The organism is Pseudomonas sp. XWY-1 (assembly GCF_002953115.1).
Lineage (GTDB): Bacteria > Pseudomonadota > Gammaproteobacteria > Pseudomonadales > Pseudomonadaceae > Aquipseudomonas > Aquipseudomonas alloputida.
This window is the reverse complement of the sequence record NZ_CP026332.1, coordinates 5639902-5662337: the sequence shown is the minus strand read 5'-3', so window position 1 is coordinate 5662337 and position 22436 is coordinate 5639902. Positions and strand designations below refer to the sequence as shown.

The 22436-nt window shown below is 62.1% G+C and carries 19 protein-coding genes; 13 read left to right on the top strand and 6 right to left on the bottom strand.

What is annotated here, in order from left to right; all coding sequences use genetic code 11:
• The first annotated feature begins 1 nt into the window (after position 1).
• The 3 genes from gcvT to gcvP all read left to right on the top strand — a co-directional run bounded on the left by gcvT (position 2) and on the right by gcvP (position 4589).
• Entirely contained in the window at positions 2–1084 is a 1083-nt protein-coding gene (gene gcvT / locus PRJ_RS26425) for a glycine cleavage system aminomethyltransferase GcvT (protein WP_003253703.1), read from the top strand.
• Positions 1085–1135: 51 nt separating this feature from the next.
• Positions 1136–1519, top strand: coding sequence for a glycine cleavage system protein GcvH (gcvH, locus tag PRJ_RS26420; protein WP_020191591.1), 384 nt, complete (start codon positions 1136–1138; stop codon positions 1517–1519).
• Positions 1520–1715: 196 nt separating this feature from the next.
• Complete coding sequence (gene gcvP, locus PRJ_RS26415; protein ID WP_104962767.1) at positions 1716–4589, top strand: aminomethyl-transferring glycine dehydrogenase; 2874 nt, start codon at positions 1716–1718, stop codon at positions 4587–4589.
• A gap of 65 nt (positions 4590–4654) precedes the next feature.
• Here gcvP and PRJ_RS26410 read toward each other — a convergent pair whose 3' ends face one another.
• The 3 genes from PRJ_RS26410 to PRJ_RS26400 form a co-directional block, all read right to left on the bottom strand.
• On the bottom strand, positions 4655–4969 hold the full coding sequence (locus PRJ_RS26410) for a DUF2388 domain-containing protein (RefSeq protein ID WP_003253711.1): 315 nt from the start codon (positions 4967–4969) through the stop codon (positions 4655–4657).
• 88 nt (positions 4970–5057) lie between these two features.
• Positions 5058–6731: a GspE/PulE family protein gene (locus tag PRJ_RS26405; RefSeq protein WP_104962766.1), complete on the bottom strand. Its 1674-nt coding sequence runs from the start codon at positions 6729–6731 to the stop codon at positions 5058–5060.
• Between the two features lie 158 nt (positions 6732–6889).
• The gene (locus PRJ_RS26400; protein WP_010955715.1) at positions 6890–7195 is read right to left on the bottom strand and encodes a hypothetical protein; all 306 of its coding nucleotides are present in this window, start codon (positions 7193–7195) and stop codon (positions 6890–6892) included.
• Positions 7196–7321: 126 nt separating this feature from the next.
• Here PRJ_RS26400 and PRJ_RS26395 point away from each other — a divergent pair, with 126 nt between their 5' ends.
• Positions 7322–7792 carry an Lrp/AsnC family transcriptional regulator gene (locus PRJ_RS26395; protein ID WP_010955714.1) on the top strand — a complete coding sequence of 157 codons (471 nt, stop codon included), beginning with the start codon at positions 7322–7324 and terminating at the stop codon, positions 7790–7792.
• Positions 7793–7922: 130 nt separating this feature from the next.
• Here PRJ_RS26395 and PRJ_RS26390 read toward each other — a convergent pair whose 3' ends face one another.
• Positions 7923–9290 (bottom strand): inorganic triphosphatase, encoded by a 1368-nt coding sequence (locus PRJ_RS26390; RefSeq protein WP_003253720.1) that lies wholly within the window; start codon positions 9288–9290, stop codon positions 7923–7925.
• Positions 9291–9406: 116 nt separating this feature from the next.
• On the opposite strand from PRJ_RS26390, the gene argE reads away from it, so the two are divergent.
• Together argE and argA are read left to right on the top strand one after the other, a co-directional pair.
• A complete protein-coding gene (gene argE, locus PRJ_RS26385) occupies positions 9407–10549 on the top strand; it encodes an acetylornithine deacetylase (RefSeq protein WP_020193884.1) in 1143 nt (380 codons plus the stop codon).
• 124 nt (positions 10550–10673) lie between these two features.
• Positions 10674–11972 carry an amino-acid N-acetyltransferase gene (gene argA, locus PRJ_RS26380; RefSeq protein WP_003253723.1) on the top strand — a complete coding sequence of 433 codons (1299 nt, stop codon included), beginning with the start codon at positions 10674–10676 and terminating at the stop codon, positions 11970–11972.
• 152 nt (positions 11973–12124) lie between these two features.
• Here the strand turns inward: argA and PRJ_RS26375 are convergent, their stop codons facing one another.
• Together PRJ_RS26375 and PRJ_RS26370 are read right to left on the bottom strand one after the other, a co-directional pair.
• Positions 12125–13501 (bottom strand): glutamine synthetase family protein, encoded by a 1377-nt coding sequence (locus PRJ_RS26375; protein WP_010955711.1) that lies wholly within the window; start codon positions 13499–13501, stop codon positions 12125–12127.
• 272 nt (positions 13502–13773) lie between these two features.
• Positions 13774–14034, bottom strand: a complete 261-nt coding sequence (locus PRJ_RS26370) for a hypothetical protein (protein ID WP_020193883.1) — start codon at positions 14032–14034, stop codon at positions 13774–13776.
• A 41-nt stretch (positions 14035–14075) separates the two neighbouring features.
• Here PRJ_RS26370 and PRJ_RS26365 point away from each other — a divergent pair, with 41 nt between their 5' ends.
• The 7 genes from PRJ_RS26365 to PRJ_RS26335 all read left to right on the top strand — a co-directional run bounded on the left by PRJ_RS26365 (position 14076) and on the right by PRJ_RS26335 (position 22383).
• On the top strand, positions 14076–15434 hold the full coding sequence (locus tag PRJ_RS26365; protein ID WP_010955710.1) for a glutamine synthetase family protein: 1359 nt from the start codon (positions 14076–14078) through the stop codon (positions 15432–15434).
• 48 nt (positions 15435–15482) lie between these two features.
• On the top strand, positions 15483–16844 hold the full coding sequence (locus PRJ_RS26360) for an aspartate aminotransferase family protein (protein ID WP_010955709.1): 1362 nt from the start codon (positions 15483–15485) through the stop codon (positions 16842–16844).
• A 168-nt stretch (positions 16845–17012) separates the two neighbouring features.
• Complete coding sequence (locus PRJ_RS26355; protein ID WP_104962765.1) at positions 17013–18110, top strand: polyamine ABC transporter substrate-binding protein; 1098 nt, start codon at positions 17013–17015, stop codon at positions 18108–18110.
• Between the two features lie 156 nt (positions 18111–18266).
• Entirely contained in the window at positions 18267–19361 is a 1095-nt protein-coding gene (locus PRJ_RS26350; RefSeq protein ID WP_104962764.1) for a polyamine ABC transporter substrate-binding protein, read from the top strand.
• Positions 19362–19433: 72 nt separating this feature from the next.
• The gene (gene potA, locus PRJ_RS26345; protein ID WP_104962763.1) at positions 19434–20576 is read left to right on the top strand and encodes a polyamine ABC transporter ATP-binding protein; all 1143 of its coding nucleotides are present in this window, start codon (positions 19434–19436) and stop codon (positions 20574–20576) included.
• Positions 20573–21493, top strand: a complete 921-nt coding sequence (locus PRJ_RS26340) for an ABC transporter permease subunit (protein WP_003253736.1) — start codon at positions 20573–20575, stop codon at positions 21491–21493. The genes potA and PRJ_RS26340 overlap by 4 nt, the downstream gene beginning before the upstream one ends.
• Entirely contained in the window at positions 21490–22383 is an 894-nt protein-coding gene (locus PRJ_RS26335; protein ID WP_104962762.1) for an ABC transporter permease subunit, read from the top strand. Before PRJ_RS26340 ends, PRJ_RS26335 begins: the two co-directional genes overlap by 4 nt.
• Positions 22384–22436 lie beyond the last annotated feature (53 nt).

The following is a 22436-nucleotide window of genomic DNA, read 5'->3' as shown; positions in this document are numbered from 1 at the left end:
CATGGGACAGCGCACGCTTTTGTATGACCTGCACCTGGCGCTAGGCGCCAAGACGGTCGATTTCGGTGGCTGGGACATGCCCCTGCACTATGGCTCGCAGGTCGAGGAGCACCACCAGGTGCGCAGCGATTGCGGCGTCTTCGATGTCTCCCATATGACCGTGATCGATGTCGACGGCACTGATGCCACTGTTTGGCTGCAGCGCTTGCTGGCCAACGATGTGGCCCGCCTCGACGACACCGGCAAGGCGCTGTATAGCCCACTGCTGAACGAACAGGGCGGTGTAATCGATGATCTGATCGTCTACCGCACGGAAACCGGCTATCGCCTGGTCAACAACGCCGCCACCCGTGCCAAGGTGCTCGATTGGCTGCAATCGCAGCGTGCCGGGTTTTCCGTGGACTTCCAGGTCCGCCCTGATCTGGCCATCCTTGCCATCCAGGGGCCGCGGGCCCGCGAAAAGGTCGCGGCCCTGCTCAGCCCCGCGCGCGCTGCACTCATCCGCGAACTGCGCCCGTTCGAGGGCGTTGCTGATGGCGACTGGTTCATTGCCCGCACCGGCTATACCGGTGAGGACGGCTTGGAGATCATCTTCCCGGGCGATCAGGCGGTGGCCTTCTTCAACGACCTGGTCGGCGCCGGTATCGCCCCAAGCGGCCTGGGCGCCCGCGATACCCTGCGCCTGGAAGCCGGCATGAACCTGTACGGCCAGGACATCGACGAAAACCACACCCCGCTCACCTCCAACCTGGGCTGGAGCATCGCCTGGGAACCGGCCGAGCGCGACTTCATCGGCCGTGTCGGCCTGCTTGCGGAAATCGAGCACGGCGTGCAGGAAAAACTGGTGGGTCTGGTGCTGGAAGAGCGCGGTGTACTGCGCGCCCATCAGGTCGTGCGTGTAGCCGGCATTGGCGAAGGGGAGATCACCAGTGGTAGTTTCTCGCCTACGCTGAGCAAGTCCATTGCGTTGGCGCGCGTGCCTATGGCTACCGGTGATCGGGCCGAGGTGGAAATTCGCGGCAAGTGGTACCCGGTGCGGGTGGTCAAACCAACCTTCGTGCGCCACGGCAAGATCCTGATCTGAACAATTTATAACCGGCGGGCGTACCGCTGAGCCAATCGAGGAATTCAAGACATGAGCAATATCCCCGCCGAACTGCGTTTTGCCGAAAGCCATGAGTGGGCTCGCCTGGAAGCCGACGGCAGTGTGACCGTGGGTATCAGCGATCACGCCCAGCAAGCCTTGGGTGATGTGGTGTTCGTCGAGCTGGCTGAAGTCGGCAAAGTGTTTGGCGCTGGCGACGCTGCGGGTGTGGTGGAGTCGGTCAAGGCCGCTTCGGACATCTATGCCCCGGTCGGTGGCGAAGTGATTGCGGTCAACGAAGAGCTGGCCGATAGCCCGGAACTGCTCAACGAAGAGCCTTACGGTTCGTGGATCTTCAAATTGAAGCCAAGCAACCCGGCCGAGCTGGACAAGTTGCTGGATGCGGCTGGCTACCAGGCGCTGATTGGCGAGTAAGACCGCGTCGCTTGCTTCGCGGCTAAAGCCGCTCCTACACAGGTACAGCGCTGCATTCGAGACGGGTGCAGCCCCTGTAGGAGCGGCTTTAGCCGTGAAGAGGCCGGGCCTGCAGACAAGTTTCCCCGCACAATCGGCAATCCCTTCCTAGACTTGTAAGTCTCCATGAGGCCTGGTCTAGGAAGAGAGCGTCGTCATGTCCCAGTCGCCATCCCTGCATCAACTGCAAGAGCTCAACCCATTTCTGCGCCGCCACCTGGGCCCCGATGCCACAGAGCAGCAGGCCATGCTCAACGCGCTGGGTATCGCCAGCCGCAACGAGCTGATCGAGCAGACCGTTCCCCCAGACATCCGCCTCAATCGCCCCCTCGACCTCCCAGCGGCACTGGACGAGCAAGCCGCCCTGGCCAAGCTCGCCGGTTACGCCGAACAGAACCAGGTCTGGACCAGCCTCATCGGCATGGGCTACCACGGCACCATCACCCCCACGGTCATCCTGCGCAACGTACTGGAAAACCCCGGTTGGTACACCGCCTACACGCCCTACCAACCCGAAATTGCCCAAGGCCGGCTGGAGGCGCTGCTGAACTTCCAGCAAATGGTCATCGACCTCACCGGCCTGCCTCTGGCCAATGCCTCGCTGCTCGATGAAGCCACCGCTGCCGCCGAAGCCATGGCCCTGGCCAAGCGGGTGGCACGCAACAAGAGCAACGCCTTCTTCGCCGACGAGCACTGCCATCCGCAGACCCTATCGGTACTCAAGACCCGCGCCGAAGGCTTCGGCTTCGAGCTGATCGTCGATTCTGTGGATAACCTTGCCAAACACTCGGTGTTCGGCGCTTTGCTGCAGTACCCGGACACCCACGGCGAAGTGCGCGATTTGCGCCCGCTGATCGACCAGTTGCACAGCCAGCAGGCCCTGGCCTGCGTAGCCGCTGACCTGCTGAGCCTGGTGGTGCTGGCACCGCCCGGAGAGCTGGGCGCCGATGTGGTGCTGGGCTCGACCCAGCGCTTTGGTGTGCCGATGGGCTACGGCGGGCCTCATGCGGCCTATTTCGCCTGTCGCGACGACTACAAGCGAGCCATGCCGGGGCGCATCATCGGCGTGTCGCGCGATGCCCGTGGCAACACCGCATTACGGATGGCCCTGCAGACCCGCGAGCAGCATATTCGCCGCGAAAAGGCCAACTCCAACATCTGCACGGCCCAGGTGCTGCTGGCCAACATCGCCGGCTTCTACGCGGTGTACCACGGCCCGGAAGGCCTGCAACGCATCGCTCAGCGTGTGCACCGGCTGACCTTCATCCTGGCTGCCGGCCTTGAGGCCAAAGGCATCAAACGCCTCAATCAGCACTTCTTCGACACCCTTACCCTGAATGTTGGTGGTGCCCAGGCGGCCATCATTGAAAGCGCCGAGGCCGCGCACATCAATTTGCGCATTCTCGGTCGCGGGCACCTGGGCGTGAGCCTGGACGAAACCTGCAACGAACAGACGGTGCTGCGCCTGCTCGACATCTTCCTGGGGGTGGATCATGGCCTGGAAATCACCGCCCTCGACCAGTTGGCCCTGCCTGAAGGCATCCCCGCCAGCCTGGTGCGACGCACGCCATTCCTCGCCCATCCGGTGTTCAACCTGCATCACAGCGAAACAGAGATGCTGCGCTACCTCAAGCAGCTAGAGAACAAGGACCTGGCGCTGAACCAGTCGATGATTCCGCTGGGCTCGTGCACCATGAAGCTCAACGCCACCAGTGAGATGATCCCCATCACCTGGCCCGGTTTTGCCCAGCTGCACCCGTTCGCCCCGGCGGCTCAGGCGGCAGGCTACAAGGCGATGATCGACGAACTGGAAAGCTGGCTGTGCGCGATCACCGGCTTCGATGCGATCTGCATGCAGCCCAACTCAGGTGCTCAGGGTGAATACGCCGGCCTGATGGCCATTACCCGCTATCACTGCAGCCGCCACCAGCCGATGCGCACGTTGTGCCTGATCCCGTCGTCGGCCCACGGCACCAACCCGGCGTCGGCACAGATGGCCGGCATGGAAGTGGTGATCGTCGATTGCGACAACGATGGCAACGTCGACCTGGCTGACCTCAAAGCCAAGGCGCATGCGGCCGGGGAGCGTCTGTCGTGCCTGATGATTACCTACCCCTCGACCCACGGCGTGTACGAAGAGGGGATACGCGAAATCTGCGATGTGGTGCACCAGCACGGCGGCCAGGTTTACATGGACGGTGCCAACCTCAACGCCCAGGTGGGCCTGGCGCGCCCCGCAGACATTGGGGCCGATGTTTCACACATGAACCTGCACAAGACGTTCTGCATTCCCCACGGTGGCGGCGGCCCGGGTATGGGGCCGATCGGTATCCGCGCGCACCTCAAGCCGTTCGTCGCCAGCCACCCGGTAGTGCCGGTGCCTGGATTGGACCCGAACAATAGCGCGGTCAGCGCCGCGCCCTGGGGCAGCGCAAGCATCTTGCCGATCAGCTGGATGTACATCGCCATGATGGGCCCGCAGCTGGCCGACGCCAGCGAGGTGGCTATCCTTTCGGCCAACTACCTGGCCAGCCAGTTGGGCGCGGCGTTCCCGGTGCTCTACCGTGGGCGCAACCAGCGCGTGGCGCATGAATGCATCCTCGACCTGCGGCCGTTGAAGGCACTGACAGGCATCAGCGAAGAGGACGTGGCCAAGCGCCTGATGGACTATGGCTTCCACGCACCGACCATGTCGTTCCCGGTGCCGGGCACGTTGATGGTGGAGCCGACCGAGAGTGAATCGAAGGCCGAGCTGGATCGGTTCGTCGAGGCGATGCTGGCAATTCGGGCGGAAATTGACGAAGTACAGCAGGGCAACTGGCCAGCGGAGAACAACCCGCTGAAACATGCACCGCATACCTTGGCTGATGTCTTGGGGGTATGGGACAGACCGTATAGCCTGGAGCAGGCGGTGGCCCCCAGTACTCACGTGCGCCAGCACAAATACTGGCCGGCGGTGAACCGGGTAGACAACGTGTATGGGGACAGGAACCTGTTCTGTGCGTGTGTGCCGGTGGAGGCTTATCGCTGAGGTTGGTGTTGGATGCTTCGCGGGTGCCTGTAGGAGCGGGTTCACCCGCGAAGCAGGCGACGCAGTTACTCGGCTACCGCATTCTTGGCCAGGATGGCATTGGCCAACTCCATGTCGGAAGCCTGCATCCCTGGGTTCTCTGCCCGTGCCTCGCGCATGGCCGCTTCCAGGAACGGCCCGCGGATCGCGCCTTCGCTGGCGACGAAGCTGCTGGCGTCATCCTGCGCGGCCACTACCAGCTTGTGATCCCGCGAGGTCAGGTAGCTCGACGCCGTGGTAGCACCGGAAGTCATCACGTTACGCCAGAAGGTATCGGCCATGGCCGAGCCAAGAGGCAGCGAAAGCAAGGTTGCGGCGGCAATGGCGGTTTTGAGACGCATGTTGAAACACCTCGAAGGGTGATGGTTGAAGATGCGCGCTTGGATCTTTTCGGGCAAGGCAAGTTCCTTGAATACAAAGGACTTTTCGTCAGTGGCAGACGCGCAGCACTTCCTCGGCACGGGTCTGCCCAGCGGCCACCTTGGCCTCGCCGCAACGGCGCAGGTCAACCAGGCCATCGGCCAGCGCCTGGCTCCGCAAACGGGTCAGGTCGGCATCAGGGCCGATCAATGCGCGCAAGGTGTCGCTGGGCTCGAGCAGTTCGAATAATCCCGTGCGCCCCTGAAAACCGGTGCCGCGGCAGGCTCGGCAGGTGGCTGATGAACCTGCCTGGCAGTCGGTGCAGACGGTTCGCACCAGGCGCTGGGCCATCACCCCGATAAGCGTCGCCTTGATCAGGTAGTCGGCCACACCCAGCTCTTGCAAGCGGGTAATCGCTGCACAAGCGTCGTTGGTATGCAGGGTGGACAGTACCAGGTGCCCGGTCAGCGCTGCCTGAACTGCCACCAGGGCGGTTTCGCGGTCGCGAATTTCGCCGATCATGATGATATCGGGATCTTGGCGCAGCATGGCCCTGACCGCGTTGGCAAACCCCAGGTCCAGCGCGGGCTGCACCTGCAGCTGGTTGAAGGCAGGCTCCAGGCGCTCGATCGGGTCTTCGATGGTGCACAGGTTGACCTGTGGGGTGGCCAGCAGTTTGAGGCTGGTGTACAGCGTGCTGGTTTTGCCGGAGCCGGTGGGGCCGGTGACCAGGATGATGCCTTGGCGCTGACGTAGCAGGCGCTGCCATTGGGCCAGTTGCTGGCCGTGCAGGCCAAGGCGGTCGAAGCCCTCTTGCAACTGGTGCGGGTCGAACAGGCGCAGCACCAGTTTCTCGCCAAACGGGGTGGGCAGGGTTGAAAGCCGCAGCTCCACTTCGCCACCACCGGGTAGGCGGCTTTGCAGCCGGCCGTCCTGCGGCCGTCGCTTCTCTGCAACGTCCATGCGGCCCAGGTGTTTCAGGCGGCTGACGAGGGCCAGGGTGACCCCGGCGGGGAAGGCATAGACGGTGTGCAGCAGGCCATCGATGCGGTAGCGCAGCTGGCCCTGTTCGCGGCGTGGTTCCAGGTGGATATCGCTGGCGCGTTGCTCGATGGCGTACTGCAACAGCCAGTCGACGATATGCACGATATGCGCGTCGTCTGCGCTGGCCTCGGCCTGGCGTTTGCCCAGCTCAAGCAATTGCTCAAGTTCCCCCAGGCTGGCCGACTGCTGATATTGCGCGCCTTTTACCGACTGGGCCAGGCGGTGGAACGACTGCGCTGACTGACGGATCTGCTGCGGGCTGGCCAGTACGCGACGGATCGATCGGCCGAGGCTACGGGCCAGGTCGGCCTGCCAGTCATCCTGGAAAGGCTGGGCGCTGGCGACGGTGACGCTGGAGGCATCGGCCGCGACGATGAGGATGCCGTGGCGCTGGGCGAAGGCTGGGGAGATCAGGCCGGTGACCTGGGGCAGGTCGAGTTGCATGGGGTCGATGCGCAGGTAGGGTTGGCCGACCTTGTCGGCCAGCCACTGGCAAAGGTGCTCCAAGTCCAGGGGCTGGCCGGGGTGCTGGCGGCTTTCCAGGCTGCAGGCGGCGATGTGCTCCAGCGGGTGGCTAGCGGGGTGGGCAGCGGCGTGCTCGAGTACTTGCAGGGTATCGCTGGCGTGCAGGTGCTGGTCAGCGAGCAGGGCCTGGAGCACGCGCTTGAGGTCGAGTGCGGGGTTGTCGGGGGTGTGCATGGTTGGCGTCCGTGCCTGATCGGGTAGTGCTGATCAAGGCTAGCCTGGCGGCGGGAGGCTATCGGAGGTGAAAGGTTTCGGGATTTTGCTGCGCCTGTACCGGACGCTTCGCGGGTGAACCCGCTCCTACAGGGATCGCACGGGCCTTGAAGGGTGGTTCAGACCACTGCCAACGCCACTCGCTGCAAGTTGGTCAGGCTCACCTCACCCACACACACCAGGTTACGCAGTTTCTGTGCAATGACTTCGGCCCGGTGCCAGCTCAACCCGCCAATGCCGATTTCGATATCCAGCCAGTCATCCTGCTGGCTGACCTGCACGCTATGCGGGGTCAGGAACTGCAAGGCGAACAGGTTGAGCACCCGGCACAGGCTATCGGGCTCGGCCTCGGCCTGCAGGCGATAGTGCACGGTGCTGTGGGCGTTGTTGGCGGCCCAGGCGTCGGTACGGGGCTGTGCGTTCATACTGGTCTCCGCAAATGAGGGAGAAATTCTTGCACGTTGCTGGCGGTATTTTTTCGCTATGATTGGGTGATTTCGCCCTGTTGGCGAATTTTTTTATTCAAGAAAATATGGTGTGGAGAATAAATAATGCACAGCGAGCTGGACGCCTACGACCGTCGCATCCTCGAGCTGCTGCAGGAGGACGCTTCGCTGTCCAGTGCACAGATCGCCGAGCGCGTCGGGCTGTCGCAATCGCCGTGTTGGCGGCGCATTCAGCGCTTGAAGGAAGAGGGGGTGATTCGTGGGCAGGTGACCTTGCTGGACCGCAAGAAGGTCGGCCTGAACACGCAGATTTTCGCCGAAGTGAAACTGAACGCCCATGGGCGCTCCAACTTTACCGAGTTCACCGAGGCGATCCGCGGGTTCCCTGAGGTGCTGGAGTGTTATGTGCTGATGGGGGCCGTGGACTTTCTGCTGCGAATCGTCACGTCGGACATCGAGGCCTACGAGCGGTTCTTCTTCGAAAAACTGTCGAACGTGCCGGGGATTCAGGAGGTGAACTCGATTGTGGCGCTTTCCGAGATCAAGTCCACCACTAGCCTGCCGCTACCGCGGTGAGGCCATTCGCGGGTAAACCCGCTCCTACACCGGTGAGGCCATTCGCGGGTAAACCCGCGCCTACACCGGCCTCACGCCTGGCGCGAACCTTTGTAGGAGCGGGTTTACCCGCGAAGCAGGCGACGCGGTATCACGCCTTGAGCAGGTGCTTCCAGCCGCGGCTCTGGTCCACCGCTCGAGCCTGTTCGATACGCGCTTCCAGCACTTCATCGCTGATGGGCTGCTCGGCCAGCTCGTGCAGCTTTTTCAGGTCGCCGTACAAGCGGTCCATTTGCGGCGCTTCCAGCACCTGGCGGGCGTGGTGCAGCCAGGCCAGAAGCTGCTCGATACGTGGCAGCTGCTCGGCCAGGTCTTCCGGGCGCTGGGTGTACAGCGGCAGCTTCAGTGCGCGGCCTTCCTCGCCCAGCAGGTGCCCCAGCCAGCTGGCCAGTTGCGCCTTGCCCTGGCGTTCGCCGCGGCCCTTGCGCTCTGCGGTCCAGGTCCGGGCCATCAGCCAGCGTGAGGTTTCCAGCGAGAACTGGCCCCAGCGTACGTCTTCCAGCTCTTCGGCAAACTGCTCGGGCGCGGCGCGACGGATGTCTTCGTCATCGTTGCCGGCCTGAACCAGCGGGCGCCAGTCTTCAAGCAAGGCATCAAGACTGGCGCGCAGGTCGCGGGTGGTGGCGCGCGGTGCTGCCTGGCCCAGGCTGGCGGTGAGTGCGCGCAGCTCGCTCAGGCACTCGACCCAGTCCTGGAGCAGGCGCCAGTGACCGTTGTGGCGGTACTGCTCGGCCAGGCGCTGGCTGCTGCCCAGCAGTTGCCAGGCGAGGGCGGCATAGGCGTCGTCCAAGGCCATTTCGGCTTCCAGCGCGGTGTGCGGCAGGTCCAGCTCGTAGCTGTCCGGTTCCAGCAGGCGGTAACCGCGCTCAGCCTTGCTGATGTCGCACGGCATCAGTGGCAGGCTGGCGGCCAGTTCTGCAGCCAGTTCCAGCAGTGCTTGCGGTTCACCTTCACGCAGCTCCAGCTCCAGCTCGCAGATCTCTTCCTTGCGCTTGCCGGCGATCACGAAGCCTTGGTCCAGCGCGGCCTCGATCACCACCTTGCTCTTGCCGCGGCCCCAGGCGATTTCAGCGTATTCACGGCTGAAGTCGGTGGTGAACAGCGGCTTGATGGTTTTCTTGTCCAGGTTGGCCAGTTGCTCGGGCCAGCAGGTGGCGTCCAGCTTCTTCAGGTCGAGCTTGACCTTGTCCAGGTTCCATTCGTACTCGTTGCGCTCTGACAGGCCAGCCACGCTCTGGCCGCGGCACTTGAGGGTTTGAATGACAGCGTCGCCATCGCGGCGCAGGCGCAGGGCGACACGGGCGGCGGACAGCTCACGCTCGGGGGTGTCGAAGTACTGGTTGAGCAGTTCACGGGTCTGCCAGCCGGACTTGTTGCGCTTTTTCAGCAGAGGGTGCTCGCGCAGGGCGGCAAGGGTCTCGCGGCTGGCGCGGAGCTTCAGTTCGGTTTCTTTGTGCATCACAGACTCGAAAGAGGGGGCGTGGTTGGCAGAGAGTCTACAGCAGTCAGCCCTCAACGGTTTATTCCAGACAGCGGATAGTCCTATGATGGGCAACGTTTCCGAGGAGTACGCGCATGCCGTTGCCGACGCTGAAAGACCAGTTTGCCGCCTTGATCGCCGCGCCTTCGGTCAGCTGTACCCAACCTGCGCTGGACCAGTCCAACCGCCAGGTTATCGACCTGCTGGCCGGTTGGCTGGGCGACCTGGGTTTCAAGTGCGATATCCAGCAGGTCAGCCCCGGCAAGTTCAACCTGCTGGCCAGCCGTGGCACGGGCCCGGGAGGGCTGGTGCTGGCCGGGCACAGCGATACCGTGCCCTATGACGAACAGCTGTGGGCCAGCGACCCGCTGAAACTGACCGAGACCGATGGCCGTTGGGTCGGCCTGGGCAGCTGCGACATGAAGGGCTTCTTCGCCCTGGTCATCGAAGCGGTCATCCCGCTGCTGGAGCACGACTTCAAGGAGCCGCTGCTGATCCTTGCCACCTGCGATGAAGAAAGCTCCATGTCCGGCGCCCGTGCCCTGGCCGAGGCCGGCCAGCCACTGGGCCGTGCAGCGATCATTGGTGAGCCTACCGGGCTGCGGCCGATCCGCATGCACAAGGGCATCCTCATGGACCGCATCGACATCCTCGGTCGCAGCGGCCATTCGTCGGACCCAAGCCTGGGCCGCAGCGCCATGGAGGCCATGCATGCGGTCATGGGCGAGCTGATGGGCCTGCGCCAGCAGTGGCAACAAACCTATAGCAACCCGCAATTCACCGTGCCGACCCCGACCATGAACTTCGGCTGCATCCACGGCGGCGACAACCCCAACCGTATCTGCGGCCAGTGCGCCCTGGAGTTCGACCTGCGGCCGCTGCCGGGCATGGACGTGGACCAGCTGCGCGCGGCCATTCGCGAAAAGCTGGTACCCGTGGCCGAGCGCCATGAGGTGCGCATCGACTATGCGCCGCTGTTCCCGGAGGTGCCGCCGTTCGAGCAGGCTGCCGATGTCGAGCTGGTACAGGTCGCGGAGCGCCTGACCGGCCATCGCGCTGAAGCGGTGGCGTTCGGCACCGAAGCACCTTATCTTCAGCAACTGGGCTGCCAGACCATCGTGCTGGGCCCTGGCGACATTGCCTGTGCCCACCAGCCCGGCGAATACCTTGAAATGTCACGAATCGAGCCTACCGTGCGTCTATTGCGTGACCTGATCCGGCACTATTGCCTGCACTAAACGTCAATCGAACTGATTCGTTCCTGCCTAGAGGAGACCGCGCGTGACCGCAAGCCTGTTCCGACGATGATCCTGAACGCCCCCTGCATCGCCGTTCTCCGTCCACTTATCCACAGGCCCTGTCATGCCCGATTACGTCAACTGGCTGCGTCATGCATCCCCCTATATCAATGCCCATCGCGACTGCACCTTCGTGGTCATGCTCCCTGGCGATGGGGTGGAACATCCTAATTTCGGCAATATCGTCCACGACCTGGTGCTGCTGCACAGCCTCGGCGTGCGGCTGGTGCTGGTGCATGGCTCGCGCCCGCAGATCGAAAGCCGGCTGGCCGATCGCGGCCTGACCCCGCACTACCACCGGGGCATGCGTATTACTGATGCGGCCACCCTGGACTGCGTGATCGATGCCGTCGGCGCCCTGCGCCTGGCTATTGAAGCGCGGCTGTCGATGGACATCGCCGCTTCGCCGATGCAGGGCTCGCGCCTGCGCGTGGCCTCCGGCAACCTGGTCACCGCGCGGCCGATCGGCGTGCTCGAAGGCGTGGACTACCACCACACTGGCGAAGTGCGCCGGGTCGACCGCAAGGGCATCAGCCGCCTGCTCGACGAGCGTTCCATCGTGCTGTTGTCGCCCTTGGGCTACTCGCCTACCGGGGAAATTTTCAACCTGGCCTGCGAAGACGTGGCTACCCGCGCGGCCATCGAACTGGGCGCCGACAAGTTGCTGCTGTTCGGCGCCGAGCCAGGCCTGTTGGACGCTGACGGTAGGTTGGTGCGCGAACTGCGCCCGCAGCAGGTTGCTCCGCATCTGCAGCGTCTAGGCAGCGACTACCAGGGCGAACTGCTGGATGCTGCGGCCGAGGCTTGCAAAGGCGGTGTGGCGCGCAGCCATATCGTCAGCTATGCCGAGGACGGCGCGCTGCTCACCGAGCTGTTCACACGGGGCGGTGGCGGTACGCTGGTGTCGCAGGAGCAGTTCGAAGTGGTGCGCGAGGCGACCATCGAGGACGTCGGTGGCCTGCTGGAGTTGATCAGCCCGCTGGAAGAGCAGGGCATCCTGGTGCGCCGTTCGCGCGAAGTGCTGGAGCGAGAGATCGAGCAGTTCAGTGTGGTCGAGCGCGAGGGCATGATCATCGCCTGTGCGGCGCTGTACCCGATTGCCGATTCCGAAGCCGGGGAGCTGGCTTGCCTGGCGGTGAACCCGGAGTACCGCCATGGCGGGCGTGGCGATGAGCTGCTGGAACGCATCGAGAGCCGGGCACGGCAGATGGGCTTGAGTACTTTGTTCGTGCTGACTACGCGCACTGCGCACTGGTTCCGCGAGCGCGGCTTTGCGCCGAGTGGCGTGGAGCGGCTGCCGGCGGCGCGGGCTTCGCTGTACAACTACCAGCGCAATTCGAAGATTTTCGAGAAGCCCCTGTAAGCCTGGGCCGCCCTCTTCGCGGGCACGCCCGCTCCCACAGGTAAGTTACAGGCTTCAGCCCTCGAAATAACCCTGTGGGAGCGGGCGAGCCCGCGAAGAGGGCGACACCGGTCTCAAACAAAAACGCCGCCCTTGAGGGGCGGCGTTTTCGTTTACACGGTATGCAGGTACCAGTTGTACTCGAGGTCGGAGATCGAGTGCTCGAACTCTTCCAGCTCGCTTTCCTTGCACGCGACAAAGATGTCGATGTACTTCGGATCGATGTACTTGTTCAGGATCTCGCTGTCGTCCAGCTCGCGCAGGGCATCGCGCAGGTTGTTCGGCAGGCTCTGCTCCAGCTGCTCGTACGAGTTGCCTTCGATCGGCGCGCCTGGCTCGATCTTGTTGGTCAGGCCATGGTGCACGCCAGCCAGTACGGCAGCCATCATCAGGTACGGGTTGGCGTCGGCCCCGGCGACGCGGTGCTCGATGCGCACGGCATCGGCCGAGCCGGTCGGTACGCGCAGCGCTACGGTGCGGTTGTCCAGGCCCCAGCTTGGCGCGTTCGGCACGTAGAACTGCGCGCCAAAGCGGCGGTACGAGTTGACGTTCGGGCAAAGGAAGGCCATGGACGCGGGCAGGGTCTCGAGCACACCGCCGACAGCGTGACGTAGCGCGGCGTTCTGCTCGGGATCCTCGCTGGTGAAGATGTTGTTGCCATCTTTGTCCAGCACGGAAATGTGCACGTGCAGGCCGTTGCCTGCCTGGCCCGGGTAGGGCTTGGCCATGAAGGTGGTGTCCATTTCATGGTCGTAGGCGATGTTCTTGATCAACCGCTTGAGCAGTACCGCGTAGTCGCAGGCCTTGAGCGGGTCGGCCACGTGGTGCAGGTTGACTTCGAACTGCGCCGGGGCGCTTTCCTTGACGATGGCGTCGGCCGGGATGCCTTGTTCTTTCGCGCCTTCGAGGATGTCCTGCAGGCAGTCGGCATATTCGTCGAGGTCGTCGATCAGGTACACCTGGGTCGACTGCGGGCGTTTGCCCGAAATTGGCGAGCGTGGTGGCTGCGGGCGGCCGTTCACGTTCTCCTGGTCGATCAGGTAGAACTCCAGCTCGAATGCGGCGCAGATAGTCAGGCCCAGTTCGTCGAACTTGGTCACCACCTGACGCAGCACTTCGCGCGGGTCGGCGAAGAACGGCTCGCCTTCCAGCTCGTGCATGGTCATCAGCAGCTGGGCGGTGGGGCGCTTTTGCCATGGCTCGTTACAGAGCGTGTCGGGGATTGGATAGCAGATGCGGTCAGCATCGCCGATGTCCAGGCCCAGCCCGGTGCTTTCGACGGTGGAACCGTTGATGTCCAGGGCAAAGAGGGAGGCCGGCAGATTTATGCCTTTCTCGTAAACCTTGTGGAGGCTGGTGCGCTCTATGCGCTTGCCACGCACCACACCATTCATATCTGCAATCAGAAGGTCAACGTAGAGAACCTCAGGATGTTCCTTAAGGAACGCGTTCGCTTCGTTAAGCTGAACGGCACGCGGGGGTACCGACATGATGCAACACCTTTGTTGTTAAAAATATCAATCAAGGGGGGCTTGCAAGACCAGTCAATCGAAAAGAGATACTGATGTCAAGCCGACCCCATGATGCCCTGAAATGGCACATCTACGGCAGATTTGCTGCATATCGGGGCAATCCATTATCCGCTATTTCCCGGGTAAAGGGCTATCTCCGGTGCGCCGTGTTTTATTTTTTACGGAGGTGTTGTGTAAAAAAATGAACAAGGCTAAGCTCGGTTTCAACCCAAAACACAATAATACGAGGGTCACATGGTCCGCTTGCCGCGACCTGAAAGCATTGCCTGCGCAGTGCCATCGGGTACATCCGTCGTTTTTGCAAGCTTCGTCAATGGCGTGGTCGCCCTGGCCGCAATAATTGACGTTTCGCGTTCCCGGACCGGTCCTCGCAGCGGCTTGCCGCCTTTCGCTTCACCTTCCTGCCTTTTGAACTCATTACGGACACAGCTGATTTCAGTGTATCCACTGTGGCTCTGCGCGTGGGTTTTTGCTTTAGCAATCGACTCCATCCAGAATCAAGTCGCGGACCACCTTACCTCCTGAGGTATTTATGAGTAACAACCTCGACCAGCTCACCGATTGGTTGAAAGAGCACAAGATCACCGAAGTCGAATGCATGATCAGCGACCTGACCGGCATCACGCGCGGCAAGATTTCGCCAACCAACAAATTCATCGCTGAAAAAGGCATGCGGCTGCCCGAGAGCGTGCTGCTGCAGACCGTGACCGGCGACTACGTCGACGACGACATCTATTACGAACTGCTCGACCCGGCAGACATCGACATGATCTGCCGCCCTGACGAGAACGCTGTGTTCCTCGTCCCGTGGGCCATCGAGCCGACCGCACAGGTCATCCACGACACCTACGACAAGAAGGGCAACCCGGTCGAACTGTCGCCGCGCAACGTGCTGAAGAAAGTGCTCAAGCTATACGCCGACAAGGGCTGGCAGCCGATCGTCGCACCGGAGATGGAGTTCTACCTGACCAAGCGCAGCGAAGACCCGGACTTTCCGCTGCAGCCCCCGGTAGGCCGTTCCGGTCGCCCGGAAACCGGCCGTCAGTCGTTCTCGATCGAAGCTGCCAACGAATTCGACCCGCTGTTCGAAGACGTCTACGACTGGTGCGAGCTGCAGCAGCTGGACCTCGACACGCTGATCCACGAAGACGGCACGGCGCAGATGGAAATCAACTTCCGTCACGGCGACGCCCTGCACCTGGCCGACCAGATCCTGGTGTTCAAGCGCACCATGCGCGAGGCGGCGCTCAAGCACAACGTGGCTGCCACCTTCATGGCCAAACCGATGACCGGCGAGCCGGGCAGTGCCATGCACCTGCACCAGAGTGTGGTCGACGTGGCCACCGGCAAGAACATCTTCAGCAATGAAGACGGCAGCATGAGCGCGCTGTTCCTCAACCATATTGGCGGCCTGCAGAAGTTCATCCCCGAGGCGCTGCCGCTGTTCGCGCCCAACGTCAACTCGTTCCGCCGCTTCCTGCCCGACACTTCGGCGCCGGTGAACGTGGAGTGGGGCGAAGAAAACCGCACCGTCGGCCTGCGCGTACCGGATGCCGGCCCGCAAAGCCGGCGCGTCGAAAACCGCCTGCCGGGCGCCGACGCCAACCCGTACCTGGCCATCGCCGCCAGCCTGCTGTGTGGCTACATCGGCATGGTCGAAGGTATCGAGGCCAGCGCGCCAGTGCAGGGCCGTGGTTACGAACGCCGCAACCTGCGCCTGCCCCTGACCATCGAAGACGCCTTGGAACGCATGGAAAACAGCCGTGCGCTGGTGCAATACCTGGGCAAGAAATTCATTACCGGGTATGTCGCTACCAAGCGCGCCGAGCATGAAAACTTCAAGCGCGTCATCAGTTCGTGGGAGCGTGAGTTCCTGCTGTTCGCTGTCTGATCAACCCTGGTGCCGCAGGAGCGCGGCGGTCCAATAACGGAGAAGCACATGAGCGTCAACAACCCGCAAACCCGTGAATGGCAAACCCTGAGCGGGGAGCATCACCTCGCACCTTTCAGTGACTACAAGCAGCTGAAGGAGAAGGGGCCGCGCATCATCACCAAGGCCCAGGGTGTGCATTTGTGGGATAGCGAGGGGCACAAGATCCTCGACGGTATGGCCGGTCTATGGTGCGTGGCGGTCGGCTACGGACGTGAAGAGCTGGTGCAGGCGGCGGAAAAACAGATGCGCGAGCTGCCGTACTACAACCTGTTCTTCCAGACCGCTCACCCGCCTGCGCTCGAGCTGGCCAAGGCGATCACCGACGTGGCGCCGAAAGGTATGACCCATGTGTTCTTCACCGGCTCCGGCTCCGAAGGCAACGACACTGTGCTGCGCATGGTGCGTCACTACTGGGCGCTGAAGGGCAAACCGCACAAGCAGACCATCATCGGCCGCATCAACGGTTACCACGGCTCCACCTTCGCCGGTGCATGCCTGGGCGGCATGAGCGGCATGCACGAGCAGGGTGGCCTGCCGATCCCGGGCATCGTGCACATCCCTCAGCCGTACTGGTTCGGCGAGGGAGGCGACATGACCCCTGACGAATTCGGTGTCTGGGCCGCCGAGCAGTTGGAGAAGAAGATCCTCGAAGTCGGCGAAGACAACGTCGCTGCCTTCATCGCCGAGCCGATCCAGGGCGCTGGCGGCGTGATCATCCCGCCGGAAACCTACTGGCCGAAGGTGAAGGAGATCCTCGCCAGGTACGACATCCTGTTCGTCGCCGACGAGGTGATCTGCGGCTTCGGCCGTACCGGCGAGTGGTTCGGCTCGGACTACTACGACCTCAAGCCCGACCTGATGACCATCGCGAAAGGCCTGACCTCCGGTTACATCCCCATGGGCGGTGTGATCGTGCGTGACACCGTGGCCAAGGTGATCAGCGAAGGCGGCGACTTCAACCACGGTTTCACCTACTCCGGCCACCCGGTGGCGGCCGCGGTGGGCCTGGAAAACCTGCGCATTCTGCGTGACGAGAAAATTGTCGAGAAGGCGCGCACGGAAGCGGCACCGTATTTGCAAAAGCGTTTGCGCGAGCTGCAAGACCATCCACTGGTGGGTGAAGTGCGCGGCCTGGGCATGCTGGGTGCGATCGAGCTGGTCAAGGACAAGGCCACCCGCAGCCGTTACGAGGGCAAGGGCGTTGGCATGATCTGTCGCACCTTCTGCTTCGAGAACGGCCTGATCATGCGTGCGGTGGGTGACACCATGATCATCGCGCCGCCGCTGGTAATCAGCCATGCGGAGATCGACGAACTGGTGGAAAAGGCGCGCAAGTGCCTGGACCTGACCCTTGAGGCGATTCAATAAGCGTTTGCTAGGCTAGCGTTGTGACATTAAGTCGTTACATGGCCCTGCTTTCCTTGATACAGGGCCTTGTAACTTGCCAGACTAGCGACTGTTTCAGTCGCCGCGCGCTCTGCACCGTGGGTTCTGGCTGCTGGACAGTTGCTAAATAAAAATTCTGGAGCATTACGCATGAATAAAATGGGCAAGACGTTGCTGGCCGCCGCCCTGATGGGTGCCATGGCCTCCGCTGTTCAGGCTGAAGACAAAGTGTTGAACGTCTATAACTGGTCGGACTACATCGCTCCGGACACCATCGCCAAGTTCGAGAAGCAGACGGGGATCAAGGTCAAGTACGACGTCTTCGACAGCAACGAAACCCTGGAAGCCAAGCTGCTGGCAGGCAAGTCGGGCTATGACATCGTCGTGCCTTCGAACAATTTCCTGGCCAAGCAGATCAAGGCGGGCGTGTACGAGGAGCTGGACCGTTCCAAGCTGCCGAACTGGAAGAACCTCGATCCTGACCTGCTCAAGGCCGTTGGCGATGCCAGCGACAAGGACAACAAGCATGCCTTCCCTTATATGTGGGGCTCGATCGGCATTGGCTACAACCCGGAGAAGGTCAAGGCTGCGCTGGGCGTGGACAAGATCGATTCGTGGGACGTGGTGTTCAAGCCTGAGAACATCGCCAAGCTCAAGAGCTGCGGCGTGAGCTTCCTCGACGCCCCGACCGAAATGCTCCCGGCTGCGCTGCACTACCTCGGCAAGCCGACCGACAGCACCAAGAAAGAAGACCTGAAGGCCGCCGAGGACCTGTTCCTCAAGATCCGTCCTTCGATCACCTACTTCCACTCGTCCAAGTACATCGGCGACATGGCCAACGGCAACATCTGTGTAGCCGTCGGTTACTCGGGTGACCTGGAGCAGTCCAAGGCCCGTGCCCATGAAGCGGGCGACAAGGTCAAAGTGGACTACGTCATTCCGAAGGAAGGTGCCGGTACTTTCTACGACATGGTCGCCATCCCGAAAGATGCCGAACATAAAGACGCTGCCTATCAGTTCATGAACTTCCTGATGCAGCCGGAAATCATGGCTGAAATCACCAACGCCGTGCGCTTCCCGAACGGTAACGCTGCTGCTACCCAGTTCGTGGACAAAGACATCACCAGCGACCCGAGCATCTACCCGCCTGCCGAAGTGAAGAAGCAGCTGTACGCGATCGCTGCGCCTGACGCTTCTGTGCAGCGAGTGATCACCCGCAGCTGGACGAAGATCAAGTCGGGCAAGTAAGCCCGATGCGACAGCTCTGGGCCGGGTTTTTCGGCCCAGAGCCATTGAAAGGTAATTGATGATTGCGGCATCGAAGCTGCGAAGTTAAGTTGCGCGCCGGTTTTGCGTGTGCGGCAGCATTGTCGCTACCCAGGCACTGATTGTGAGGACCCCCACTTGTCTATTTCTGTATTCCGCAAGGCCTTGATGGCTGGCGCGGGCCTGACGCTGGCATGCAGCGTCCAAGCGGCGCCGACGGTGCACTTCTATAACTGGTCCGACTACATCGGCCCCACCACACTCGCGGACTTCGAGAAAGCCACGGGCATCAAGCCTGTGCAAGATGTGTTCGACTCCAACGAAACCCTGGAAGGCAAGCTGCTGGCCGGTAACACCGGCTATGACGTGGTGGTGCCGTCCAACCATTTCCTCGGCAAGCAGATCAAGGCGGGCGCCTTTCAGAAGCTCGACAAGAACCTGCTGCCCAACTATTCCAATCTCGACCCGGCGTTGATGAAGCGCCTGGAAAAGAACGACCCGGGCAACCAGTACGCGGTGCCTTACCTGTGGGGTACCAACGGCATCGGTTACAACGTCGACAAGGTCAAGGCCGCGCTGGGCGTGGACACCATCGACTCCTGGGCCGTGCTGTTCGAACCCGAAAACATGAAGAAGCTCTCCAAGTGCGGTGTGGCCTTCCTCGACTCGGCGGACGAAATGCTGCCAGCGGTGCTCAACTACATGGGCCTCAACCCGAACAGCACCGACCCCAAGGATTACGCCAAGGCCGAGCAGAAGCTGCTGGCCGTGCGCCCGTACGTGACCTACTTCCACTCGTCCAAGTACATCACCGACCTGGCCAACGGCGACATCTGCGTCGCGGCAGGTTTCTCGGGTGATGTGTTCCAGGCCAAGGCCCGCGCAGAAGAAGCGAAGAAGGGCGTAAACCTGGCCTACGCCATTCCCAAGGAAGGCGGCAACCTCTGGTTCGACGTGCTGGCGATCCCCAAGGACGCCAAGAACGTCAAAGAGGCGCATGCCTTCATCAACTATTTGCTGAAACCTGAGGTTATCGCCCAGGTCAGTGATTACGTCGGTTACGCCAACCCGAACCCCAAGGCTGGCGACCTGATGGACCAGGCCGTGAGGACTGACGCTGCGGTTTACCCATCGCAGGAAGTGCTGAACAAGATGTTCGTGAACTCAGAGTTGCCACCCAAGGTGCAACGGCTGATGACCCGTAGCTGGACCAAGGTCAAGTCGGGCAAGTAAAAAATCCAGACCCGCGGCGGCCTCTGCAGGTCTGGCCGTGCGGGCACAAAAATCTTGTTGGGAGTTTCACTCATGGCAGTTGCCTCCGGTGCCTATAAAAAAGCCCTCGAGGGTGACCAGCAACCCAAGCAGGTGCTGGTCAAGATCGACCGGGTCACGAAAAAGTTCGACGAAACGGTAGCCGTGGACGATGTGTCCCTGGAAATTCGCAAGGGTGAGATATTCGCCTTGCTGGGTGGCTCCGGTTCCGGCAAGTCTACCTTGCTGCGCATGCTGGCCGGCTTCGAGCGCCCATCCGAAGGTCGGATCTTCCTCGATGGCGTCGACATTACCGACATGCCGCCCTACGAGCGGCCGATCAATATGATGTTCCAGTCCTACGCGCTGTTCCCGCACATGACCGTGGCGCAGAACATCGCCTTCGGCCTGCAGCAGGACAAGCTGCCCAAGGCCGAGATCGATGCCCGCGTGGCCGAGATGCTCAAGCTGGTGCACATGACCCAGTACGCCAAGCGCAAGCCGCACCAGTTGTCGGGCGGCCAGCGTCAGCGTGTGGCGTTGGCCCGCTCGTTGGCCAAGCGGCCCAAACTGCTGCTGCTCGACGAGCCGATGGGGGCACTGGACAAGAAACTGCGTTCGCAGATGCAGCTGGAGCTGGTCGAGATCATCGAGCGCGTGGGGGTAACCTGCGTGATGGTGACCCACGACCAGGAAGAGGCCATGACCATGGCCCAGCGCATCGCCATCATGCACCTGGGCTGGATCGCCCAGATCGGTTCGCCAGTGGACATCTACGAGACACCTACCAGCCGCCTGGTGTGCGAGTTCATCGGTAACGTCAACCTGTTCGAAGGTGACGTGGTCGACGACGCCGAAGGCTACGCGATCATTGCCAGCCCGGAGCTGGAGCGCAAGATCTACGTGGGCCACGGCATCACCACCTCGGTGGAAGACAAGCACATCACCTACGCCCTGCGTCCGGAAAAGATGCTGGTCACCACCCAGCAGCCAACCTGCGAGCACAACTGGTCGCGCGGCAAGATCCACGACATCGCCTACCTGGGCGGCCACTCGGTGTTCTATGTGGAGCTGCCGAGCGGCAAGGTCGTCCAGTCGTTCGTTGCCAACGCCGAGCGCCAAGGTACCCGTCCTACCTGGGGCGATGAAGTGTACGTATGGTGGGAAGACGACAGCGGCGTGGTACTGCGGTCATGAAACTGCGCAAGCTCAAGCGAGCCTTCCAGCGTCTGGTCCCGGAGGGGCGGCACTTGGTGATCGGCGTGCCGTTCATCTGGCTGTTCCTGTTCTTCATGCTGCCGTTCTTCATCGTCCTGAAGATCAGTTTTGCCGAAGCTGACGTGGCAATTCCGCCGTATACCGAGATCTACACCTACGTCGAAGACAAGATCCAGCTGGTCCTCAACCTGGCCAACTACGGGCTGTTGACCGAGGATGAGCTGTACCTCTCGGCCTATCTGGGTTCGTTGAAGATGGCGTTCTTCAGCACCCTGCTGTGCCTGCTGATCGGCTTCCCGATGGCCTACGCCATTGCCAACGCCAAGAAGGAGACCCAGACGGTCCTGCTGTTGCTGATCATGATGCCAACCTGGACCGCGATCCTGATCCGCGTCTATGCCTGGATGGGTATTCTCAGCAACAACGGCCTGCTCAACGGTTTCCTCCTGTGGACCGGGTTGATCGACCAGCCGTTGCAGATCCTCAACACCAACCTGGCGGTATACATCGGCGTTGTCTATTCGTACCTGCCATTCATGATCCTGCCGCTGTTCGCCAACCTGGTGAAGCATGATCCGAGCCTGCTCGAAGCTGCCTCCGACCTGGGTTCGAGCACCTTCAACAGCTTCTGGAAGATCACGGTACCGTTGTCGAAAAACGGCATCATCGCCGGCTGCATGCTGGTGTTCATCCCGGTGGTGGGCGAGTTCGTGATCCCGGAACTGCTCGGCGGCCCGGAAACCCTGATGATCGGTAAAGTGCTGTGGCAGGAGTTCTTCAACAACCGTGACTGGCCGGTGGCATCCGCCCTGGCGGTGGTGATGCTGGCGATCCTGATCGTGCCGATCCTGCTGTTCAACCGTAGCCAGGCCAAAGAGATGGAGGGCCGCGCATGAAACGCTTCAGTTTCTCCAAGCTGATGCTGGTGCTCGGCTTGCTGTTCATCTACTTGCCGATGCTGATCCTTGTGATCTACTCGTTCAACGCCTCCAAGCTGGTGACGGTGTGGGGCGGCTGGTCGATCAAATGGTACGTCGGCCTGCTCGACAACTCCCAGCTGATGGGTTCGGTGATGCGCTCGCTGGAAATCGCTTGCTACACGGCGGTGGCAGCGGTGGCGCTGGGTACCCTGGCGGCCTTCGTGCTGACCCGCGTCACCCGCTTCAAGGGCCGCACGCTGTTCGGTGGCCTGGTCACTGCGCCGCTGGTAATGCCCGAAGTGATCACCGGTCTGTCGCTGTTGCTGCTGTTCGTGGCCATGGCGCAGATGATCGGCTGGCCGCAGGAGCGTGGTGTCGTCACCATCTGGATCGCCCATACAACGTTCTGTGCGGCGTATGTGGCGGTGGTGGTGTCGGCTCGCCTGCGTGAGCTGGACCTGTCGATCGAGGAAGCGGCGATGGACCTGGGTGCCAAGCCGTGGAAGGTGTTCTTCCTGATCACCATCCCGATGATCGCGCCATCGCTGGCGGCGGGCGGCATGATGTCGTTTGCCTTGTCGCTGGACGACCTGGTCTTGGCAAGCTTCGTCTCCGGGCCTGGCTCGACCACCTTGCCGATGGAAGTGTTCTCGGCGGTTCGTCTGGGCGTGAAGCCTGAGATCAACGCCGTGGCCAGCCTGATCTTGCTGTCGGTATCGCTGGTGACCTTCTTCGTCTGGTACTTCAGCCGCCAGGCCGAAGAGCGTCGTCGCAAGGCGATTCAGCAGGCGATCGAAGAGGGTGCTGCAGCCAACGCTTCGCAGCCGCAGGTCAAGCGCCCGAGCCAGCTCACGGCTTCAGCCTGATATAGAGCCTGTTCGCGGCGAGCCAGTGCCGCGAACAGGCTCGTACAGGCTCC

What these genes read in the sequence shown, in the direction of transcription:
- gcvT (WP_003253703.1), top strand. Translation starts at nt 2, where the DNA reads ATGGGACAGCGCACGCTTTTGTATGACCTGCACCTGGCGCTAGGCGCC.
- gcvH (WP_020191591.1), top strand. Translation starts at nt 1,136, where the DNA reads ATGAGCAATATCCCCGCCGAACTGCGTTTTGCCGAAAGCCATGAGTGG.
- gcvP (WP_104962767.1), top strand. Translation starts at nt 1,716, where the DNA reads ATGTCCCAGTCGCCATCCCTGCATCAACTGCAAGAGCTCAACCCATTT.
- PRJ_RS26410 (WP_003253711.1), bottom strand. Translation starts at nt 4,969, where the DNA reads ATGCGTCTCAAAACCGCCATTGCCGCCGCAACCTTGCTTTCGCTGCCT.
- PRJ_RS26405 (WP_104962766.1), bottom strand. Translation starts at nt 6,731, where the DNA reads ATGCACACCCCCGACAACCCCGCACTCGACCTCAAGCGCGTGCTCCAG.
- PRJ_RS26400 (WP_010955715.1), bottom strand. Translation starts at nt 7,195, where the DNA reads ATGAACGCACAGCCCCGTACCGACGCCTGGGCCGCCAACAACGCCCAC.
- PRJ_RS26395 (WP_010955714.1), top strand. Translation starts at nt 7,322, where the DNA reads ATGCACAGCGAGCTGGACGCCTACGACCGTCGCATCCTCGAGCTGCTG.
- PRJ_RS26390 (WP_003253720.1), bottom strand. Translation starts at nt 9,290, where the DNA reads ATGCACAAAGAAACCGAACTGAAGCTCCGCGCCAGCCGCGAGACCCTT.
- argE (WP_020193884.1), top strand. Translation starts at nt 9,407, where the DNA reads ATGCCGTTGCCGACGCTGAAAGACCAGTTTGCCGCCTTGATCGCCGCG.
- argA (WP_003253723.1), top strand. Translation starts at nt 10,674, where the DNA reads ATGCCCGATTACGTCAACTGGCTGCGTCATGCATCCCCCTATATCAAT.
- PRJ_RS26375 (WP_010955711.1), bottom strand. Translation starts at nt 13,501, where the DNA reads ATGTCGGTACCCCCGCGTGCCGTTCAGCTTAACGAAGCGAACGCGTTC.
- PRJ_RS26370 (WP_020193883.1), bottom strand. Translation starts at nt 14,034, where the DNA reads ATGGAGTCGATTGCTAAAGCAAAAACCCACGCGCAGAGCCACAGTGGA.
- PRJ_RS26365 (WP_010955710.1), top strand. Translation starts at nt 14,076, where the DNA reads ATGAGTAACAACCTCGACCAGCTCACCGATTGGTTGAAAGAGCACAAG.
- PRJ_RS26360 (WP_010955709.1), top strand. Translation starts at nt 15,483, where the DNA reads ATGAGCGTCAACAACCCGCAAACCCGTGAATGGCAAACCCTGAGCGGG.
- PRJ_RS26355 (WP_104962765.1), top strand. Translation starts at nt 17,013, where the DNA reads ATGAATAAAATGGGCAAGACGTTGCTGGCCGCCGCCCTGATGGGTGCC.
- potA (WP_104962763.1), top strand. Translation starts at nt 19,434, where the DNA reads ATGGCAGTTGCCTCCGGTGCCTATAAAAAAGCCCTCGAGGGTGACCAG.
- PRJ_RS26340 (WP_003253736.1), top strand. Translation starts at nt 20,573, where the DNA reads ATGAAACTGCGCAAGCTCAAGCGAGCCTTCCAGCGTCTGGTCCCGGAG.
- PRJ_RS26335 (WP_104962762.1), top strand. Translation starts at nt 21,490, where the DNA reads ATGAAACGCTTCAGTTTCTCCAAGCTGATGCTGGTGCTCGGCTTGCTG.